This is a genomic window from Caballeronia sp. INML3B (genome assembly GCF_023631305.1).
In the GTDB taxonomy this organism is placed as follows: Bacteria; Pseudomonadota; Gammaproteobacteria; order Burkholderiales; family Burkholderiaceae; genus Caballeronia; species Caballeronia turbans.
The window spans coordinates 163,455-178,878 of sequence record NZ_JALQDI010000073.1 but is presented as its reverse complement, the minus strand read 5'-3'; the positions used below and the strand labels follow the sequence as shown (position 1 = coordinate 178,878).

The 15,424-nt window shown below is 59.7% G+C and carries 12 protein-coding genes; 5 read left to right on the top strand and 7 right to left on the bottom strand.

Going from position 1 to position 15,424, the window contains the following annotated elements:
• Window positions 1-52 precede the first annotated feature (52 nt).
• Both NCS58_RS29920 and NCS58_RS29915 read left to right on the top strand, forming a co-directional pair.
• Window positions 53-991: a LysR family transcriptional regulator gene (locus NCS58_RS29920; RefSeq protein ID WP_061118993.1), complete on the top strand. Its 939-nt coding sequence runs from the start codon at window positions 53-55 to the stop codon at window positions 989-991.
• Window positions 988-2,427 (top strand): aldehyde dehydrogenase family protein, encoded by a 1,440-nt coding sequence (locus tag NCS58_RS29915; RefSeq protein ID WP_061118992.1) that lies wholly within the window; start codon window positions 988-990, stop codon window positions 2,425-2,427. Before NCS58_RS29920 ends, NCS58_RS29915 begins: the two co-directional genes overlap by 4 nt.
• A 420-nt stretch (window positions 2,428-2,847) precedes the next feature.
• Here the strand turns inward: NCS58_RS29915 and NCS58_RS29910 are convergent, their stop codons facing one another.
• Both NCS58_RS29910 and NCS58_RS29905 read right to left on the bottom strand, forming a co-directional pair.
• Complete coding sequence (locus NCS58_RS29910) at window positions 2,848-3,012, bottom strand: DUF1214 domain-containing protein (protein WP_250538949.1); 165 nt, start codon at window positions 3,010-3,012, stop codon at window positions 2,848-2,850.
• 598 nt (window positions 3,013-3,610) lie between these two features.
• Window positions 3,611-3,994 (bottom strand): hypothetical protein, encoded by a 384-nt coding sequence (locus tag NCS58_RS29905; RefSeq protein WP_250477581.1) that lies wholly within the window; start codon window positions 3,992-3,994, stop codon window positions 3,611-3,613.
• Between the two features lie 556 nt (window positions 3,995-4,550).
• Here NCS58_RS29905 and NCS58_RS29900 point away from each other — a divergent pair.
• Complete coding sequence (locus NCS58_RS29900) at window positions 4,551-6,452, top strand: hypothetical protein (RefSeq protein ID WP_061119084.1); 1,902 nt, start codon at window positions 4,551-4,553, stop codon at window positions 6,450-6,452.
• Window positions 6,453-6,506: 54 nt separating this feature from the next.
• Here the strand turns inward: NCS58_RS29900 and NCS58_RS29895 are convergent, their stop codons facing one another.
• Window positions 6,507-7,526, bottom strand: coding sequence for a phytanoyl-CoA dioxygenase family protein (locus tag NCS58_RS29895; RefSeq protein WP_061118989.1), 1,020 nt, complete (start codon window positions 7,524-7,526; stop codon window positions 6,507-6,509).
• 368 nt (window positions 7,527-7,894) lie between these two features.
• Here NCS58_RS29895 and NCS58_RS29890 point away from each other — a divergent pair, with 368 nt between their 5' ends.
• On the top strand, window positions 7,895-8,878 hold the full coding sequence (locus NCS58_RS29890) for a phytanoyl-CoA dioxygenase family protein (protein ID WP_061118988.1): 984 nt from the start codon (window positions 7,895-7,897) through the stop codon (window positions 8,876-8,878).
• A 326-nt stretch (window positions 8,879-9,204) separates the two neighbouring features.
• Here NCS58_RS29890 and NCS58_RS29885 read toward each other — a convergent pair whose 3' ends face one another.
• Window positions 9,205-10,323: a DegT/DnrJ/EryC1/StrS aminotransferase family protein gene (locus NCS58_RS29885; RefSeq protein ID WP_061118987.1), complete on the bottom strand. Its 1,119-nt coding sequence runs from the start codon at window positions 10,321-10,323 to the stop codon at window positions 9,205-9,207.
• Between the two features lie 387 nt (window positions 10,324-10,710).
• Here NCS58_RS29885 and NCS58_RS29880 point away from each other — a divergent pair, with 387 nt between their 5' ends.
• Window positions 10,711-11,661 carry a GDP-L-fucose synthase gene (locus NCS58_RS29880; protein ID WP_061118985.1) on the top strand — a complete coding sequence of 317 codons (951 nt, stop codon included), beginning with the start codon at window positions 10,711-10,713 and terminating at the stop codon, window positions 11,659-11,661.
• A gap of 48 nt (window positions 11,662-11,709) precedes the next feature.
• Here the strand turns inward: NCS58_RS29880 and NCS58_RS29875 are convergent, their stop codons facing one another.
• The 3 genes from NCS58_RS29875 to gmd are packed head-to-tail and all read right to left on the bottom strand — an operon-like array spanning window position 11,710 to window position 15,410.
• The gene (locus NCS58_RS29875; RefSeq protein ID WP_061118984.1) at window positions 11,710-12,861 is read right to left on the bottom strand and encodes a glycosyltransferase; all 1,152 of its coding nucleotides are present in this window, start codon (window positions 12,859-12,861) and stop codon (window positions 11,710-11,712) included.
• Window positions 12,862-12,874: 13 nt separating this feature from the next.
• Window positions 12,875-14,245, bottom strand: coding sequence for a hypothetical protein (locus tag NCS58_RS29870; protein WP_061118983.1), 1,371 nt, complete (start codon window positions 14,243-14,245; stop codon window positions 12,875-12,877).
• Window positions 14,246-14,291: 46 nt separating this feature from the next.
• A complete protein-coding gene (gmd, locus tag NCS58_RS29865; protein ID WP_061118982.1) occupies window positions 14,292-15,410 on the bottom strand; it encodes a GDP-mannose 4,6-dehydratase in 1,119 nt (372 codons plus the stop codon).
• Window positions 15,411-15,424 lie beyond the last annotated feature (14 nt).

Sequence of the window (15,424 nt, the reverse complement as noted above, 5' to 3'; positions counted from 1 at the left end):
TGATAACGCGATCTCACGTCATTAGGCTTACTGATACGAATCCGAACCAAAAATGGACCTCAAGCAAATCCAGTACTTCATCGCACTCTTCGAGGACGGGTCGGTCACGCGCGCGGCCAAACGGCTGAACATCGTGCAGCCCGCACTCAGCATGCAGATCGCGAAGCTGGAAGAAGAGTTGCACCAGCAATTGTTCGAGCGCGGCGCGCATGGCATGGCGCCGACCGCCGCCGGACGGCTGATGTATCGCCTCTTTCTACCGATCATGCGCGACCTTGCGCACGCGCGGCAGCAGCTTCAGCAGCGCGACGAAGTAGTGACGGGGCATGTGAACATCGGGCTCATCGCATCGGTGACGGAGAGCGTGCTTGCCGATTCGCTCTCGCGCTTTCATGCGCGTTATCCGCATGTGGAAGTGACGGTGGCGGACGGCTTCAGCGCGACCTTCATTGACTGGGTCGCGGGTGGGCAACTCGATGCGGCCCTCATCAACAAGCCCCGCGCGCGCCTGTCGCTGGATTCTCAGACGCTGCTCGATGAAGAAATGGTGCTGGCGACGAGCGTGCAGCACGGCCCAGACCTGCCGCACACGATCGAGCTTGCGCAGTTGCCCGAACTCGAACTCGTCTTGCCGACCAAGCGCCACGGCCTGCGCGGCGTGCTCGATACCGCCGCGCAGCACGAAGACGTGCTGCTTGCGCCGCGTTTCGAAATCGACGTGCTCAGCACGATCGTGAAGCTCGTAGAGAGCACGCGCTTTGCGACGATCCTGCCGCGCATCGCCGTTGGGCGGGCCGTGCAGCGCGGGACATTGCGGGCCTATCCGATTCTCGCGCCGCGCATCGTGCGGCATATCGTGCGCGTGAGCCATCCGCGCAGACCGTTGTCCGCTGCGGCCGAGGCGCTGATCGAGATCATCGCCGACGAACTTCATCGCGTGTCGGACGCATCCGGCACAAACGCCCCTCTTATCTCCAAGGAAACTGCATGAAAGCACCACACTGGATAGCCGGCGCATGGGTCGGCGTGCTGTCGGTGGACAGCATCGACCCCGCTACGGGCGAAAGCATCGGCCAGTTCGCCGACGGCGGGGCGCCGGAAGCCGATGCGGCCATCGCCGCGGCACGGAACGTGTTCGACCGCACGACGTGGGCACAGGACGCGCGTTTGCGTCAGGACGTGCTGCTCGCATGGGCCGGCGCACTCGATGCGCAACGCGAGCCGCTTGCGACCCTTCTCACGCGCGAAAACGGCAAGGCTATCGCGCAATCGCGCGGCGAGATCGCCGCCGCGATTTCCGAAGTCCGATACTACGCGGGACTCGCCCGGCACATCGCCGGCCACGTGCTTGAATCCGAACCGGGAACGATCTCGACGATGCTGCGCGAAGCCGCTGGCGTCGCGGCCATCTTTGTGCCCTGGAATGCGCCCGCAGTGTTGCTCGTCCGCTCGCTCGCGCCGGCGCTCGCCGCTGGCTGCACCGCAATCGTCAAATCCGCCGCACAGACCCCCCTGATCATCGCAGCCATGCTGCGCTGCTTCGAGCAAACCGCGCTGCCGAAGGGCGCAGTGAACCTCGTCAACGAGATCGGCTATGCGGCGGGCGAACGGCTGGTCGAGTCGCATGACGTGGACGTGGTGAGTTTCACCGGATCGACCGCAACGGGCAAGAAGATCATGGCGGCGGCCGCCGAAAGCATGAAGAAGCTTTCGCTGGAACTCGGCGGCAAGTCGTGCTGTGTCGTCTTCGAGGATGCCGACGTCGCCGCGATCGCGCCGCGTATCGCGCGCGCCGCGACGATCATCTCGGGTCAGCAATGCACTGCTGCGCGCCGGGTACTCGTGCATGCCCGGCGAGCGGCCGAGATGCGCGAGCATCTCACCAGTGCGCTCGAAGCGCTGAAAGTGGGCGAAGGCATCAACGAGGCAATGGACATCGGTCCGCTCATCGACGCGGCCACGCGGGACGCGGTCGATCAAACCATTGCGCGCGCATGCGACGAAGCCGATCGCATATTGCTGCGCGGCACGCGCTCAGGACACGCGTACCTCTCGCCGACGCTTGTCGAGCACAGCGACCCAAAAGCGTTCTTCTGCCAGGAGGAAATCTTCGGACCGTTCGTCACGCTTGAGACGTTCGACACTGAAGCGCAGGCAATCGATAAAGCCAACGACACCGTATTTGGCCTCTCCGCGAGCGTTTGGACCAACGACGGCGCGCGCGCCTTTCGCATCGCACGCGCGCTGCGCAATGGCACGGTGTGGATCAACGATCACAACAAGCTCTTTGCCGAAGCGGAAACGGGCGGTTACCGGCAAAGCGGTCTCGGCCGCCTGCACGGCTACGACGCCCTCGCCGACTTCACGGAAATAAAGCACATCTGCATGCCGGCAGGCGTCGCTGATGGCGTGACACCGCTACGTTGAGTACGCTGGCGGGCGCTCAATTCCGCCTGCTCCTGGATCAGTCGGGTTGATCAATGTGCGAACGCCTGCCAGCACATAGCGAGCGCCGATCTTAGCCTTGTCGAGCGTGTGAGGCCCGGCTCCGTATTGAGTCGTGGTGTATTGATCCTCGCTGATGATTTGCAGCGACATGAACCGGTTGCCGGAATCGGGTAACGTCACTGTCACTGATCCGGCATCCAGATCGATATACGACTCGAATACAGTGTGTCTCGGCTGCCTCGAATGACCGGTTGTTTATCAATCGGCAGCAAGTCGCGTATATGATTCCATCCTCCGAATCAACCGCTCTTCACGGAATTAGCGAAGTAGCGGTCGGTTTCCGCACGAACGAATTTGTCAACCGTGACTGGCACCGTGTCTTCGGAAAATCCTTCATACTCACGGTGCGGCTACCTCCACGACGTCTGGCAAGACCCAGGTCTTGTCAAACAAAGGCGGCTTGGGTCCGTAGAAGCGCATCATGATTTCCCACTCCTTGCCGGCAACGGTTGGAATCCAGTTCGACTCTTTCCCTGTCGGCCCGCCTTGATCAGAGCCTGCCACATCAGGTCGAAGTTGACAGCAGGCATCGCCCAGATAACCGTTTCCGTCGCCCTACTGCGAAACAGGTGTTCTTCGACCGGGTCTGTGCAGTTTGGCCGACTGCGACAAAACTTGAAAGGCTGAGGTAGACAACTGCATTTTAGCCGGGAACGGTCGGCTGACGATCGACATCGCTGGAACTCATTCGCCGTCTCAACGCCTCTTGTCGCCGGTTGAACCACCGCTCAATCGACCCTTTGTTGTCTACGCGTCTGACGGCAATTGGCTGCATGCGGTCCGATGTTGAAACGAACAGAGTTACTTCGCTCGGCTCGGTCCGCGTAAGGCCGAAGAGGGTCGCGATGGAATGGACACAGTCCTCCCTTCGGGAATTGAGCATCGTTGAGGCGTCCAAATAGAACGGCATCAATGTGCCAAAGTGGGGTGGCGACACAACCACTTGAGGAACGGAGACCCAGATGAATGCCATGACATACAGACTCGACATTGCAAAACGGGTGTTCAACTGATCGGATGCCGGGTTAAACAAGGCAGCGTCGTCTTCGCCGTCGCCTGATAACTTGCATACCCTCAAGCGCCCAGGTTCGCCCACCCAACGTTACTGTATCGGCGGAACTGTGCCGAGCTTTTCCGCGAGCATCCGCTCATAGACGCCAAAGTGGAGGTCGACTTCCTCCTGCGTGACCGCCTCGACAAAGATGTTGATCTGATCCGGCATGAGGCCCATGACGGTGGCTATCGCCGCTTCAAGCTGCGGCGCGCACACGCGGTCGTCCGCCATCGTGGTGCCTATCCTGATGTCGTATTCCTTCTCTTGCCGGAAGACGATCTCCACGATGCGCGCCCGCGCGCTCATGTTGTGATCAACCGCCAGGCGAGTGACCTCCGCTAACCGGTGCACGATCTCGCTAGGGAAGCCTTTCGTTGAGCGCAGTTTGATGCGATGTCTTCCAAGGGTGATCCAGTCCGTATCGAATTCCACGACTTACCTCCTACGAGCTAGGTGGCAGGATTGTATGGTCCGACAGGCAGATTTCAAGTGAGATTACCGGCATATGACCGCGAGGCAACCGTGGACATTGTCGAAGGCGCGCACGTGGTCACCCTTCAGGCTGACCTTCCAGGTGTATCGAAAGATTGACCGGAAAGTTAAAGCGCAAGACGCTCTTGCCAAGCTTGTCGCGGCAACTTTCGCTTGGAAATTCGGGTCAATCGCGGCGAAAAAACGGTCGCCCCAACCGCGGACCAATCTGTCGCCAAAACGGCCAAGTTCTTGAGTGGCCCGAGCCCCAACGATCAGACGTTACTGCCTGTTTCATCAAGTTACAGACACTTACGGAATATTTGAGTTTCATTCAAGCACGGCGCCTGTCGATTTCCAACCCAGTGACTTGTCTCTTCATCGTCGGCAAACGCTGACCGCCCGCGTGCGCGCTTGCCTGCCGATCGATCGCACGCATCAGTCCCCCAATGGAGCGTATAACGCAATCGGCGTCGCCGAGCGTTTCAAAGACCGTCTGGTCGTTGAGCAGGATCCAATGCAAAAGTCCCTCCTCTCTTTCTCGACGCTCGTTCTCGCGCTTGCCGGTTGCGGCGGCGGCAACGACGTTAAAGCTCCTGATGCTGCGGCCGCCAGCGCAGATGCCGTCGCGCGGGCCGTCGCCCACGCAGACGCGACACGCCAGATTGCCTGCGTAGCACCCACGACCGCGCCGGCGTCCAGCAGCGGCGGCCTGATCACCGTCGATACGCCGAACTCCGACGGCACGCGCATGTACCCGATCGATGCCCGGATCGACGTCGCGATCACCACGCGCGCGAGCGCCGATGACACGCTCGAATGGACCATCGCCGATGTGCTCGGCAACACGGTCGCGAGCGGCGATTTCGCCGTGCCCGCCGGCGCGACGACGAGCACGCTCGCATGCACGTCGACGCTCGCCGGCTATTTCCAGGTCTCGGCGACGCTCGACAGCGCGGGCGGTCAAGTGCGGGAATCGGGCACGCGTCCGGGCGGCTTCGCGAGCTTCGGCGTGATCCCGGATCTCGCGAGCGCGATTCCCGGCGTCGAATACACGAAGCAGGACCAGCATCGCTTTGGGATGGAGGGCTTCAACGGCTGGGGCGCGGCGCTGTCCGCGCTTGGTCTCTCATGGACGATCGATGATCGCTCGATGGGCGCGATGGAGCCCGGCGAGCGCTTCGAATTCAATCCGTCGGCTGACAATCTCGACCCGTTCTACAAGTCAGGCAAAGTGATGCGCTTCGTGCGCCTCGACGGCCTGCCCGGTGGCGCGAGCATGCACGACCTCAACCCCGACCACAGCTATATCCCGAACGACCTCGGCTATTACTGGAACTTCATGACGCGCGTCGGACAGGAAACGGAATCGATCCGCGCGAAATACTATCCGACCATGTCGGGCAACTATTACCAGGTGACGTGGGAACCGGAAGTCTTTTGGAAGGATTCGGACAAGAATCTCGTCGCCCTTTATCGGCATGTATACGACGGCCTGCATTCGACGGATCCTCGCGCGGTGGTCATGGGCCCGACCGAGTCATTTCCGATGCACACGACCGCGCGTCTGGAATCGCTCGCGTCGCTCGGTTTCGCGCAATACCTCGATGGCGTTACGACGCACGGATATTACGATGTCGACGGCTCGTCGCCGTCGCATCCGCCAGAGCGGCTATACACCGACGACAGCAATGCCGCGAGCTCGCTGCTCAACCAGATGCGTGGCCTTCGCGCTGAAATGCAGCAGGAATACAAGCCGAACATGAAGTTATTCGTGACGGAAACGGGCATCGAATACGACCTCGGCACGAGCTATGGCCCTGACTATCCGACGCCGAATATCCTTTTCGCACAAGGCGCGGTCGTCGCACGCACTCACCTCATCCTTCTCGGTGAAGGTGCGGATCAAACTTACGTGTTCTACGGAGCGGACTATCCGGGCGAGATCGGCTACGGCACGTTCTTCGACCTCGACAACGCAGAAGGCTCGCAGGACGCGACGAATATCGCGCCGAAACCCGCTGCGATGGCGATTGCCGCAATGACACGCATCCTGGACGGTACGATCACGCTCGGTCCCGTAAATGACTTGCCCGCCGGTGTGTATGCGTACGGCTTCCAGCAGTTGAACGGTGGCCGCGTCATCACCGCGCTGTGGACGCACAACAACGACGTGTGGCCCGCGTCGAACGGCGACTTCAGCACCAAGTACAGCGTGAACTACACGCTCACAGTCGATGCGGACGGCAACAGCGGCTCGGTACAACTGATCGACGCAATGGGCAACCTGTCGAGCGTTCCGTACACCAACGGCGCGGTGACGCTGACGCTGACGGAATTGCCGCAGTATGTGGTCTCGACGAACGCAGACGTCGCGATGAGCAACACGACGAAGCCGGTCGGTTACGTCGGCATGTAGGGACCGGTCTGACGACCGGATCGGCGGGGCGCAGATGGGCTGCCTCGAGAGCGGTCATCTTTTGACGAGCCGCCTGACGGTGGGCTGGACGGATAGCGGGAGCCTTGATAAAGCCGCGCGCGCGATGCGATGAAAGACATAGTTCGTCAAGACACGAATCATCGTTTTATCGAGGACCAGTGAGTTCAGCGTGGTTTTTGGAAAGACTTGATAGTTTGATGGCTTTCCAAAGCCCAGAAACATCGAGATCTGATCATTCATGTTCGTGATGAATTCTGTGTTGACGATGATCGGCTCCGACTTCTGGATTTCGCTGTCTACCTGGAAGAAGACGCTCTTCCTGACAAAGTTCTTGTCCTTGACGGGTCTTGCCCGGTGAATTCCATATGTGTTGTAGATCAGCAAGGAACCTTTGGGCATCTTAAAGCTTCTGATCGCCGTCCCATAGTTCTCTTCGATGAACCCGTCAGTGTAATCGCTATAGGCCTTATCGCCGGACCAGCGATGAGAGCCTTCGATATATTGGAATTCACCATCCTCGACGTCCGATACATAGAAGATGAAGATGATTCCGGGAATATGCGCGAATGCCTTGTCCGTCTTGTTGTCCGTATGCCACTGCATGTGGTGTCCGCCATATGTTTCATAGTAGCGCAGTGCTTTCAGTCTAAATTGATCACCCAGATACCGCTCGCAGACATTGAACACGAAGGAAGACGTAGCAAAGTTGTAGAAGGCCTTCGACACAGCGAGCAGATTGGTCAGGTAGTACTGCTTCTCGGAATATACGCCGCTGATCGAGTTCTCATTCAGTCCTAGTCTCGTTTGCGTCGCGTCGCGCTCGATGGCTTTCAGCGTGTCTGGCGATATGGCCGAGGGAAAGGCGTAATAGCCCTTTTTGTTCAGGTCCCCGATGATTTGGTCCATGTCGACGGCCAGAAACTCACCGACAAACAGTGTCGTTTCGTTCCGTCTGTCATCGACTCTGACGCGACTCGCGCTCGCCGACGTCTCATCGACGCTCATTTCAATGGCGCTGCGCGAATCGCCATCATTCAGGGGCACGCTTGCCATTGCTTTCTCCCGAGGTTGTTGCGAACGGCCACCGCCGTCGACCGAATCGAGATGGATGTTAGTGTCAGCAGGCGGCGTAGAAATCACGAAGGCGGAAGACGACAGGCTCTTGGCCGGCTGATACCCGCGCCTCCACCGTTGGCGCGGGTTGAAAGTGCGCAGCGCTCACCGGCCAATCACTTGGCGGAATCGGTCAGGAGTGACGCAAGGTTATTGGTTCGACATAGATTGAGAAGGATTCACGAGAGACTATGGTCATCGCTGCAATCGTCGAATGGCCAAAGATGTCCTGCATCAAAAGCAGTGCTTGAACAGTCCGCTAAAGTGCGTTCTCGCGCACCGGTCTAGTGAGTACCTTGAGGCCCATTATGTACAAAATACTTAGTCCGATTGGAACTGAAATTGAAATTCCAGAAAATGCGGCCCAAAACTCGACCACGTTCGATCTGATCGAACTCGCCGGAGCAAGGCAATACTACGATGAAAATGGCTATGTCGTCGTGCGCGGCGTGGTGGACCCGGTTCTGTGCGACTCTATCCGGAATGCGTTCGAGACTACCGTCAAGAGCTATCCTGGGTACATATACAGGCAGGCGACCGCGAACCCGGAAAAGAACAGAATCAATGAGTATGGCTTCGTAATGAATTCGCTACTCAACCTTCAGTCTCTTAGTGAGGTGAGATTCGCGCCACTCAAGAAGCTGACGGTGAAGGCGTTTGCGAGTACACCTATCAAGCGCATCACGCGGGAAATACTCTCGGAAGACGGCAAGCTCGTGCAGAGCATGTACTTCGAAGGGAACGCGGAGACGTGGCCACATCAGGACACGTATTATCTCGACAGCGAGAGGATCGGCACGATGGTAGCGTGCTGGTACGCCCTTGAAGATATCGACGCGGGTGCCGGACGTTTCTTCGTCGTGCCGGGCAGTCACCGCATCGACATGGTGAAGAACGGAAAGAACTTCGACGTGGCATTCAATCACGGACAATACAAGGAACTGGTCAAGAAGATTCTTTCTGAACAACAACTCGAATTCCGCGCGCCATTCCTGCAAAAAGGTGACGTGCTTTTCTGGAATTCGAAGACGATCCACGGCAGCCTGCGCACGACGCGCCCGCAATTCTCTCGCAGTTCTTTGACGTCGCATTTCATCCCGGTTTCTCACCGCTTCCTGCAGTTCCAGTCGAAGATCAAGCCACTGAATCTGCGCGAGTTCAACGGTATGGCGTTCCATTGTCCGAAGGACATGGAGCGGCTGTCCAGCCGGGTCGTGCTGGGGATCGAAACGACGTTCCCCAAGTCATTTCAGATGGCGAAGAAACTGGCCATCAAAGCCCTGGTTAAGTGATTCTCCCGCCGCAGCGTCGGTCTGAATGTGCCGGTCCAGGATAGAGCGAAAGAAGTTGACAACCGACGACCGCGCCGCGAATCCGAGGCGCGGGGTTAATTTTCAGCCGTGGCATCCAGCCTACGTCCCGCTCCTGCGTTAATCGCCGCCACTAAGGCGTATTGCCGTTCTTTCTTCGGACCGGTATTCCGTCGGCGACATCGAAAACTGCCTCCTGAATACTTTTTAGAAGCGCTCGCCATTGGTCAGTCCGGTCCTGCGCACGAACTTGTCGACCGGCAAGGCGCTGACGTGAGGGATAACGACCATATGAAGCAGGCGATGTCCTATAGGAACGTGTTCATCATGTTTCGGACCGCAGCGACGGCCTGATCCTGCTGCGTCTCGGTCAGCGCAAGCCCGCTCGGCAGATAGAAACCGCGGCGACCCATACGCTCGGCAACGGGATAACGTTCTCCCTCGAACAGACCTTGCTTGCGAAACACGGGCTGCTCGTGCATAGGCCAGAAGAACGGCCGCGCGCTGACGCCCGCGTCGGCCAATATGGCGCGCGCTTCGTCGGCATCGATCGGCAACGCGTCATCCAGCATGACGCCAAAGACCCAATAGATATTCTCTGCAAAGGCGCATGTCACCGGCGCCAGTTCCAGTCCCCGCACACCGCGCAGCAGCGCGTCGTAACGCCGCCCCAGCTCCCGCTTTCTGGTGACATGCGCATCGAGCTTCTCGAACTGCGCGAGACCTACCGCCGCCTGGAGGCTGCTCATGCGATAGTTCCAACCCAGTTCTTCATGAACAAAGCGCCTTTCCGGCTTGAAGCACAGGTTTCGCAGACTTCTTGCGCGCGCGGCGAGCGCGTCGTCGTCGCAAAGGATCATGCCTCCTTCGCCGGTCGTGATGTGCTTGTTTGCATAAAAGCTGAAGCACGATATCTCGCCGAAGCTGCCGCACGCCTTTCCGTTATAAGTCTGCCCGATGGCCTGCGCGGCATCTTCGATCACGGCCAGGCCATGTTTCTTCGCGAGCTCAAGCACGGGCGTCATGTCCACGGGCAGACCGAAGATATGCACCGCCATGATCGCGCGGGTACGGCTCGTGATGGCATCCTCGATTTTCGTGACGTCCATGTTCCACGTATCCGCGCTCGAGTCCACGAATCGCAGACGCGCGCCGGTGCGAACGATCGCCGATGCGCAGGAGATGATCGTATGCGTGGGGATGATGACTTCATCTTCCGGACCGAGTTTCAGCGCCGCTGCGGCGACGTCGAGGGCCGCGCTGCCGTTGGCCACGGCGATCGCATGCTTGCGACCCACGTATGCCGCCATCGCGTGCTCGAAGCGCTCGACGAATGCACCATCCGATGAAATCCAGCCGCTCTCAATGCATTCGTTCAGGTAGATCCTCTCGTTTCCGTCGAGCAGGGGTTCGTTTACCGGAATCATCGTGTGCTTCTCCTGGTTTCAGGCCCGACGCCCATTGACTGGTCCGAGCCGGTCCGCTCGGCGAACAGGATGCTCACGCGAGCGGGCTGCACGCGTTCACGCAGCATAGAAGTCACCCGAGGCTCGTCTGCCGGGCTGGCCGAATATGCCATGACGTTGGCCGGATCAGGTGCCGCGTAAGACGTCGCGCCACGCATGCTCTCGAGACCATGACAATGCCGGTGCGAAAGCGCGGACCGCGCCAATACCTTGGCACCGTCCGCCACCACCTGAAAAATGTCGATGGCGATCGCTAATCTGGGAACCGCACATCGTGCCTCCCGCATCCCGTGTCTCTCGGGAAATGACGGTCCGACAACGCATCCCAATGGACGATCGAGCACCAACATGAACAAAGGCTCTCGCATCTATGTCGCCGGACACAATGGCATGGTCGGCTCAGCCCTCGTCCGGTGTCTTGCCAGTCACGGCTATCACCACCTGGTCACGCGATCCCGACCGGAGCTCGACCTGCTGGATCAGCGTGCAGTGAGGGACTTTTTCGCACAGGAGCACATCGACGTCGTGCTCCTCGCTGCCGCGAAGGTTGGCGGCATACACGCCAACTCGACCCAGCCGGCGTCGTTTCTCTATGAGAACCTCGTCATCGAAACCAATGTGATTCACGCAGCGTTTACGAGCGGCACGCCCGAACTGGTCTTCTTCGGCTCCTCATGCATCTACCCGAAATATTGCCCTCAGCCGATCAAGGAAGAGTACCTGCTCACGAGCGCCTTCGAGCAGACCAACGAAGCCTATGCGATCGCGAAGATCGCCGGGCTCAAACTGTGCGAAGCCTATAACCGGCAGCACGGCATGCGCTACCTGTCCGTGATGCCCACCAATCTTTACGGTCCGAACGACAACTATGATCTTCAGAACGGGCACGTTCTGGCCGCGCTCATTCGCAAGACGCACGAGGCAAAGCTGAACGGACTGAAATCGGTCGGCGTCTGGGGATCAGGTTCGCCACGACGCGAATTCCTGCATGTGGACGACCTCGCGTCGGCGGTGCTCGCGTTGCTAGAAAGCGGTCGGACCGACGGCGTGTTCAATATCGGCACCGGACGTGACATCACGATCGCGGACCTCGCCCGTCTCGTCTGCGACATCATAGGCTTTACCGGAACGCTGGATTTCGACGGATCGAAACCCGACGGTACGCCGAGAAAATTGCTCGATGTGTCGAAGCTGGCCGAACTGGGATGGAAGCCCACGATCGCGCTCGGAGACGGCATCGCGGCCACGTATGCCGACTTCGCAAAGCGGGAACAGCGCACCGGTTACGTCAACGCGTGATTCGCGGCAGACGTTCTTCGGCCTGCCGCGTTCCCCCTATTGCGGTTCTCATGCCGACAGGATCGGCGACAGTGTGCGCCTCAGCGCCCCTTGCGAGAGCAGCGCCGCTGCCGCCTCTATTGCCCTCTCTATCTCCGTGCGCTTGCGCAGATACATCTGCTCCGCGCCCGCCAGCGCATCGGCAATGGCAGCCGCTTCCGGCGCCGCGAAGCATATTGCTTCGTGAATCTCCTTCATGCTGATGGCCGGAAGTTCCGTAGATATGACGAGTCTTCCGGACGCGACATACTCGATGACCTTGAAGGGAAAAACACCGTTGCCCATCTTCTCGATTGAAGCGTGCGGATTGACCAGCACATCGCACTCGGAGATCAACGTGAGCAGCGTCTCGTCGTCCACCCGGCCGTGAAAGTGCACCGCGTGCCCTTCGGCACCGAGGTTCGCGAACGCTGATGCCAGCGGGCCCGCCCCGCACACATGAAAGGTGAAGCGTCCGCGCGAAAGGCGTATCAGATCGAGAACGATGTCCGCACCTTTTTCCGCGCTCAGGCCGCCAAAGTAGCCGATCACGGTTGGCGCGCCTTCGCGTGAGAATGGCCGGCGCCGTCTGCATACCTCGACCAGTTCGTCGGACACCACGCCTGGACACAACACGACGGGGCAGCCGCTGCGTCGGTGCTCGCGCGCGGACAACGACTCGTTGACGGCAAGGCATACAGTCGGAGCCGGCAAAAGAAAGCGCCATGCAATGAAGTCGAGCATCGGCTTGGGATGCCAGCGCCGCCGCGAGAACAGCCAGTCTTCGAACTGAAGAACGAGACGCGCGCCGAAGCGTTTGGTCAGCTCGCGCGCCAGCATCGATTCGAACGCGTAGGGGTTGTAAATCCATACGGTATCGGGTTTGCCCAGCATCGAAATCTCGCGGCTCACCGCGGCCACTTCGAACAAGTTGAGCATCTTGCCGATGGTTCGCACCGGATACCGGCGCAGTGCAATCTCACGAATGGGCCTGTCGCCAATGCGCGCGTCGCGCACTTCTCTCGGCAACCATTCCTGCTCTTCGTGCGCGGAGTTGATCAACACGACATCGCGCGCCAGATGGACTGCCAGCGTCAGGAAGAATTCGACTTTGCGCGCAGCACCCAGATCGCGGTTCCTCTCGCGATTGGCGGCGCTGTACGGTGCGATGAACACTAACATGTCGACTCCCAGATCACATGTTCAGGAAAGGCGCTTCGTCGACGCCGACTTTGGGTCGCGCGCGACCGGGCGCTGCCTGAAGGCGCACGCCCGTCTTATGAACCGCGCGCCAGTACGTGTCCCCGAAACAGACGAACAGCGTCGTCACGAGCGGATATTGCTCCAGCAGATTGATATCCATGCAAGCGCCTAATGTGATGCCCACGAACACCAGATGACGCGCCCGCAGATACCCTGAATGGCGCGGACGCAGCCGCCACAGGAAAGCCGCGGCGCCCGTGACGAAGAGCAATGTTCCGATCGTCCCAAGCTGAAACTGCATCGTGACAAAGGCATTGTCGATGAGCAGGTTGAAACGATACTGCTCGGGTTCGGCGCCTGCTTGCTGCACCATCGAGTACGCGGTGTTCGTGCCCACGCCGAGCCCACGTCCGATCAGCAGCTCCGGCACATTCGCTTGCGACAGCTGATCTGCGATCTGCACGAGGTTGTACAGCCGCCCTCCTTCGGCGATCTGGTTGTCCAGAACGTCGCCACGGCCGACCGCGTCGACCATGTGTGCGTAGCCGCCCGTCACCAGAGACGCAGCGATAGGCAACGCGCTCATCACGAGCAGCATCCGGGCACGTCGATCGAGCCTGCCCGCCAGCACTTCCCAGAACACGAGGCCGGTCACCGGCGCGACGCACAGCATCGCGAAACGCGTACCGGACGACACTGCAATCCCCACCGCCAAGCCGATCAGCAGGAGCCGAAAGAGAAGCCGCGCCCGGTCGAGAATCAGCGTCATGCACGCGAGGGAAATCGCATACATGCCTGCCAGCGTTGCGTTGCTGAGAAGACCCGTGTAGCGATCGCCCGCAAATGAAACCACCCGCCCCTGCCCAAGATCCATCCATTGCCGCAGCACGACGTAGAAGTCGAGCGCGGCGAGCGCGAGCAACGCGATCACGAAGGCCGTCTGCCCCCGTACACCGTCGGGCAGCCATCGCCCGAACAGGAACAGCCCGAACGACGCATGAAGCAGCAGCACCCAACGCATTCCTGCTGCAAGAAAGAACAGCGGGGTCCAGCCCAGGATGAACGGCACGAGTCCGATCGATATCACGCAGAAAAGCCAGACAAAGTACAGAAGAACTAACTTGCTCATGTCGTATGGAAAGCGGCCCCTTCCCAGCGCGATGGGCCAGCCGACACCGATGACGACCGTGAGCACGTCCTTCACATACCGGACCGCGCCGGCCTCGTTCATTCCGGCCGTGCTCATGTTCCATACGTCGATGGAGCGGGTTCCAAGCGCACTGAACGCCTGGTCCGCGTATTGCGCCAGCGCTGCGGCGAAAAGCGTGTAGACGACGAGTGCGAATACCCAACGGGTCCACATGGCATACGCTCCGGTGCTTGCCGTTCGGCTCAACGCAGGCTCGTCCTCATTCGTGATGCTCCAGCGCGCGGTATCCGGCCAGCGTGATCAGCGCATCCCGCTTCGCGATCTGATAATCGGACAGCACCATCTCCTTGACGAGCGCGGCGAATGTCACCGTCGGCGCCCATCCGAGTTTCGCGTGAGCCTTCGACGGATCGCCGAGCAAGGTCTCGACCTCGGTTGGCCTGAAATAGCGCGCGTCCACTCGCACGATCACCGTCCCCGGGGCGACCCGGCATTCCTTGCTCGTGATGCTGTCCACGATGCCGACCTCGTCGACGCCGCTGCCCTCGAAGCGAAGCGTGATGCCGAGCTCCGACGCCGCCTGCTGCACGAACTCCCTCACGCTGTATTGCACGCCCGACGCAATGACGAAATCTTCCGGCTCCGGCTGCTGCAACATGAGCCACTGCATCTGGACGTAATCGCGCGCGTGTCCCCAGTCGCGCATCGCCCCGAGATTGCCGAGGTACAGGCAGTCCTGTGACCCGATCGCAATGCGGGCGATGGCTCGCGTGATCTTGCGCGTTACGAATGTCTCTCCGCGAACCGGCGATTCGTGATTGAACAGAATCCCGTTGCATGCATATATGTCGTACGCCTCGCGATAGTTCACCGTGATCCAGTATGCGTATAGCTTCGCGACGGCATAAGGACTGCGCGGATAGAACGGCGTGGACTCGCGCTGAGGCACTTCCCTGACCAGTCCATACAACTCGGATGTGGAGGCCTGGTAGAAGCGCGCGCTCTTTTGCAGGCCCAATATGCGTATTGCTTCGAGAATTCGCAGAGCGCCGAGGCCGTCTGCGTTGGCCGTGTACTCGGGTTCTTCGAAGGACACCGCTACGTGGCTTTGCGCCGCCAGATTGTAGATTTCGTCGGGCTGCACGCGCTGGATGATGCGCAGAATGCTGGTCGAGTCCGTCAGGTCGCCGTGATGCAAGTGAAAACGCCGCTTTGCGACATGATCATCCTCATAGAGATGATCGATCCGGTCGGTATTGAAGAGCGAGGAACGGCGCTTCACGCCATGCACCTCGTATCCTTTGTCGAGCAGGAATTGAGCGAGATAGGAACCATCCTGACCGGTGATCCCGGTGACCAGCGCGACCTTCTTCGACATCGCTTCTTCTCCTC

Coding starts and splice junctions, on each gene's coding strand:
- NCS58_RS29920 (WP_061118993.1), top strand. CDS start 53: ATGGACCTCAAGCAAATCCAGTACTTCATCGCACTCTTCGAGGACGGG.
- NCS58_RS29915 (WP_061118992.1), top strand. CDS start 988: ATGAAAGCACCACACTGGATAGCCGGCGCATGGGTCGGCGTGCTGTCG.
- NCS58_RS29900 (WP_061119084.1), top strand. CDS start 4,551: ATGCAAAAGTCCCTCCTCTCTTTCTCGACGCTCGTTCTCGCGCTTGCC.
- NCS58_RS29895 (WP_061118989.1), bottom strand. CDS start 7,526: ATGGCAAGCGTGCCCCTGAATGATGGCGATTCGCGCAGCGCCATTGAA.
- NCS58_RS29890 (WP_061118988.1), top strand. CDS start 7,895: ATGTACAAAATACTTAGTCCGATTGGAACTGAAATTGAAATTCCAGAA.
- NCS58_RS29885 (WP_061118987.1), bottom strand. CDS start 10,323: ATGATTCCGGTAAACGAACCCCTGCTCGACGGAAACGAGAGGATCTAC.
- NCS58_RS29880 (WP_061118985.1), top strand. CDS start 10,711: ATGAACAAAGGCTCTCGCATCTATGTCGCCGGACACAATGGCATGGTC.
- NCS58_RS29875 (WP_061118984.1), bottom strand. CDS start 12,861: ATGTTAGTGTTCATCGCACCGTACAGCGCCGCCAATCGCGAGAGGAAC.
- NCS58_RS29870 (WP_061118983.1), bottom strand. CDS start 14,245: ATGTGGACCCGTTGGGTATTCGCACTCGTCGTCTACACGCTTTTCGCC.
- gmd (WP_061118982.1), bottom strand. CDS start 15,410: ATGTCGAAGAAGGTCGCGCTGGTCACCGGGATCACCGGTCAGGATGGT.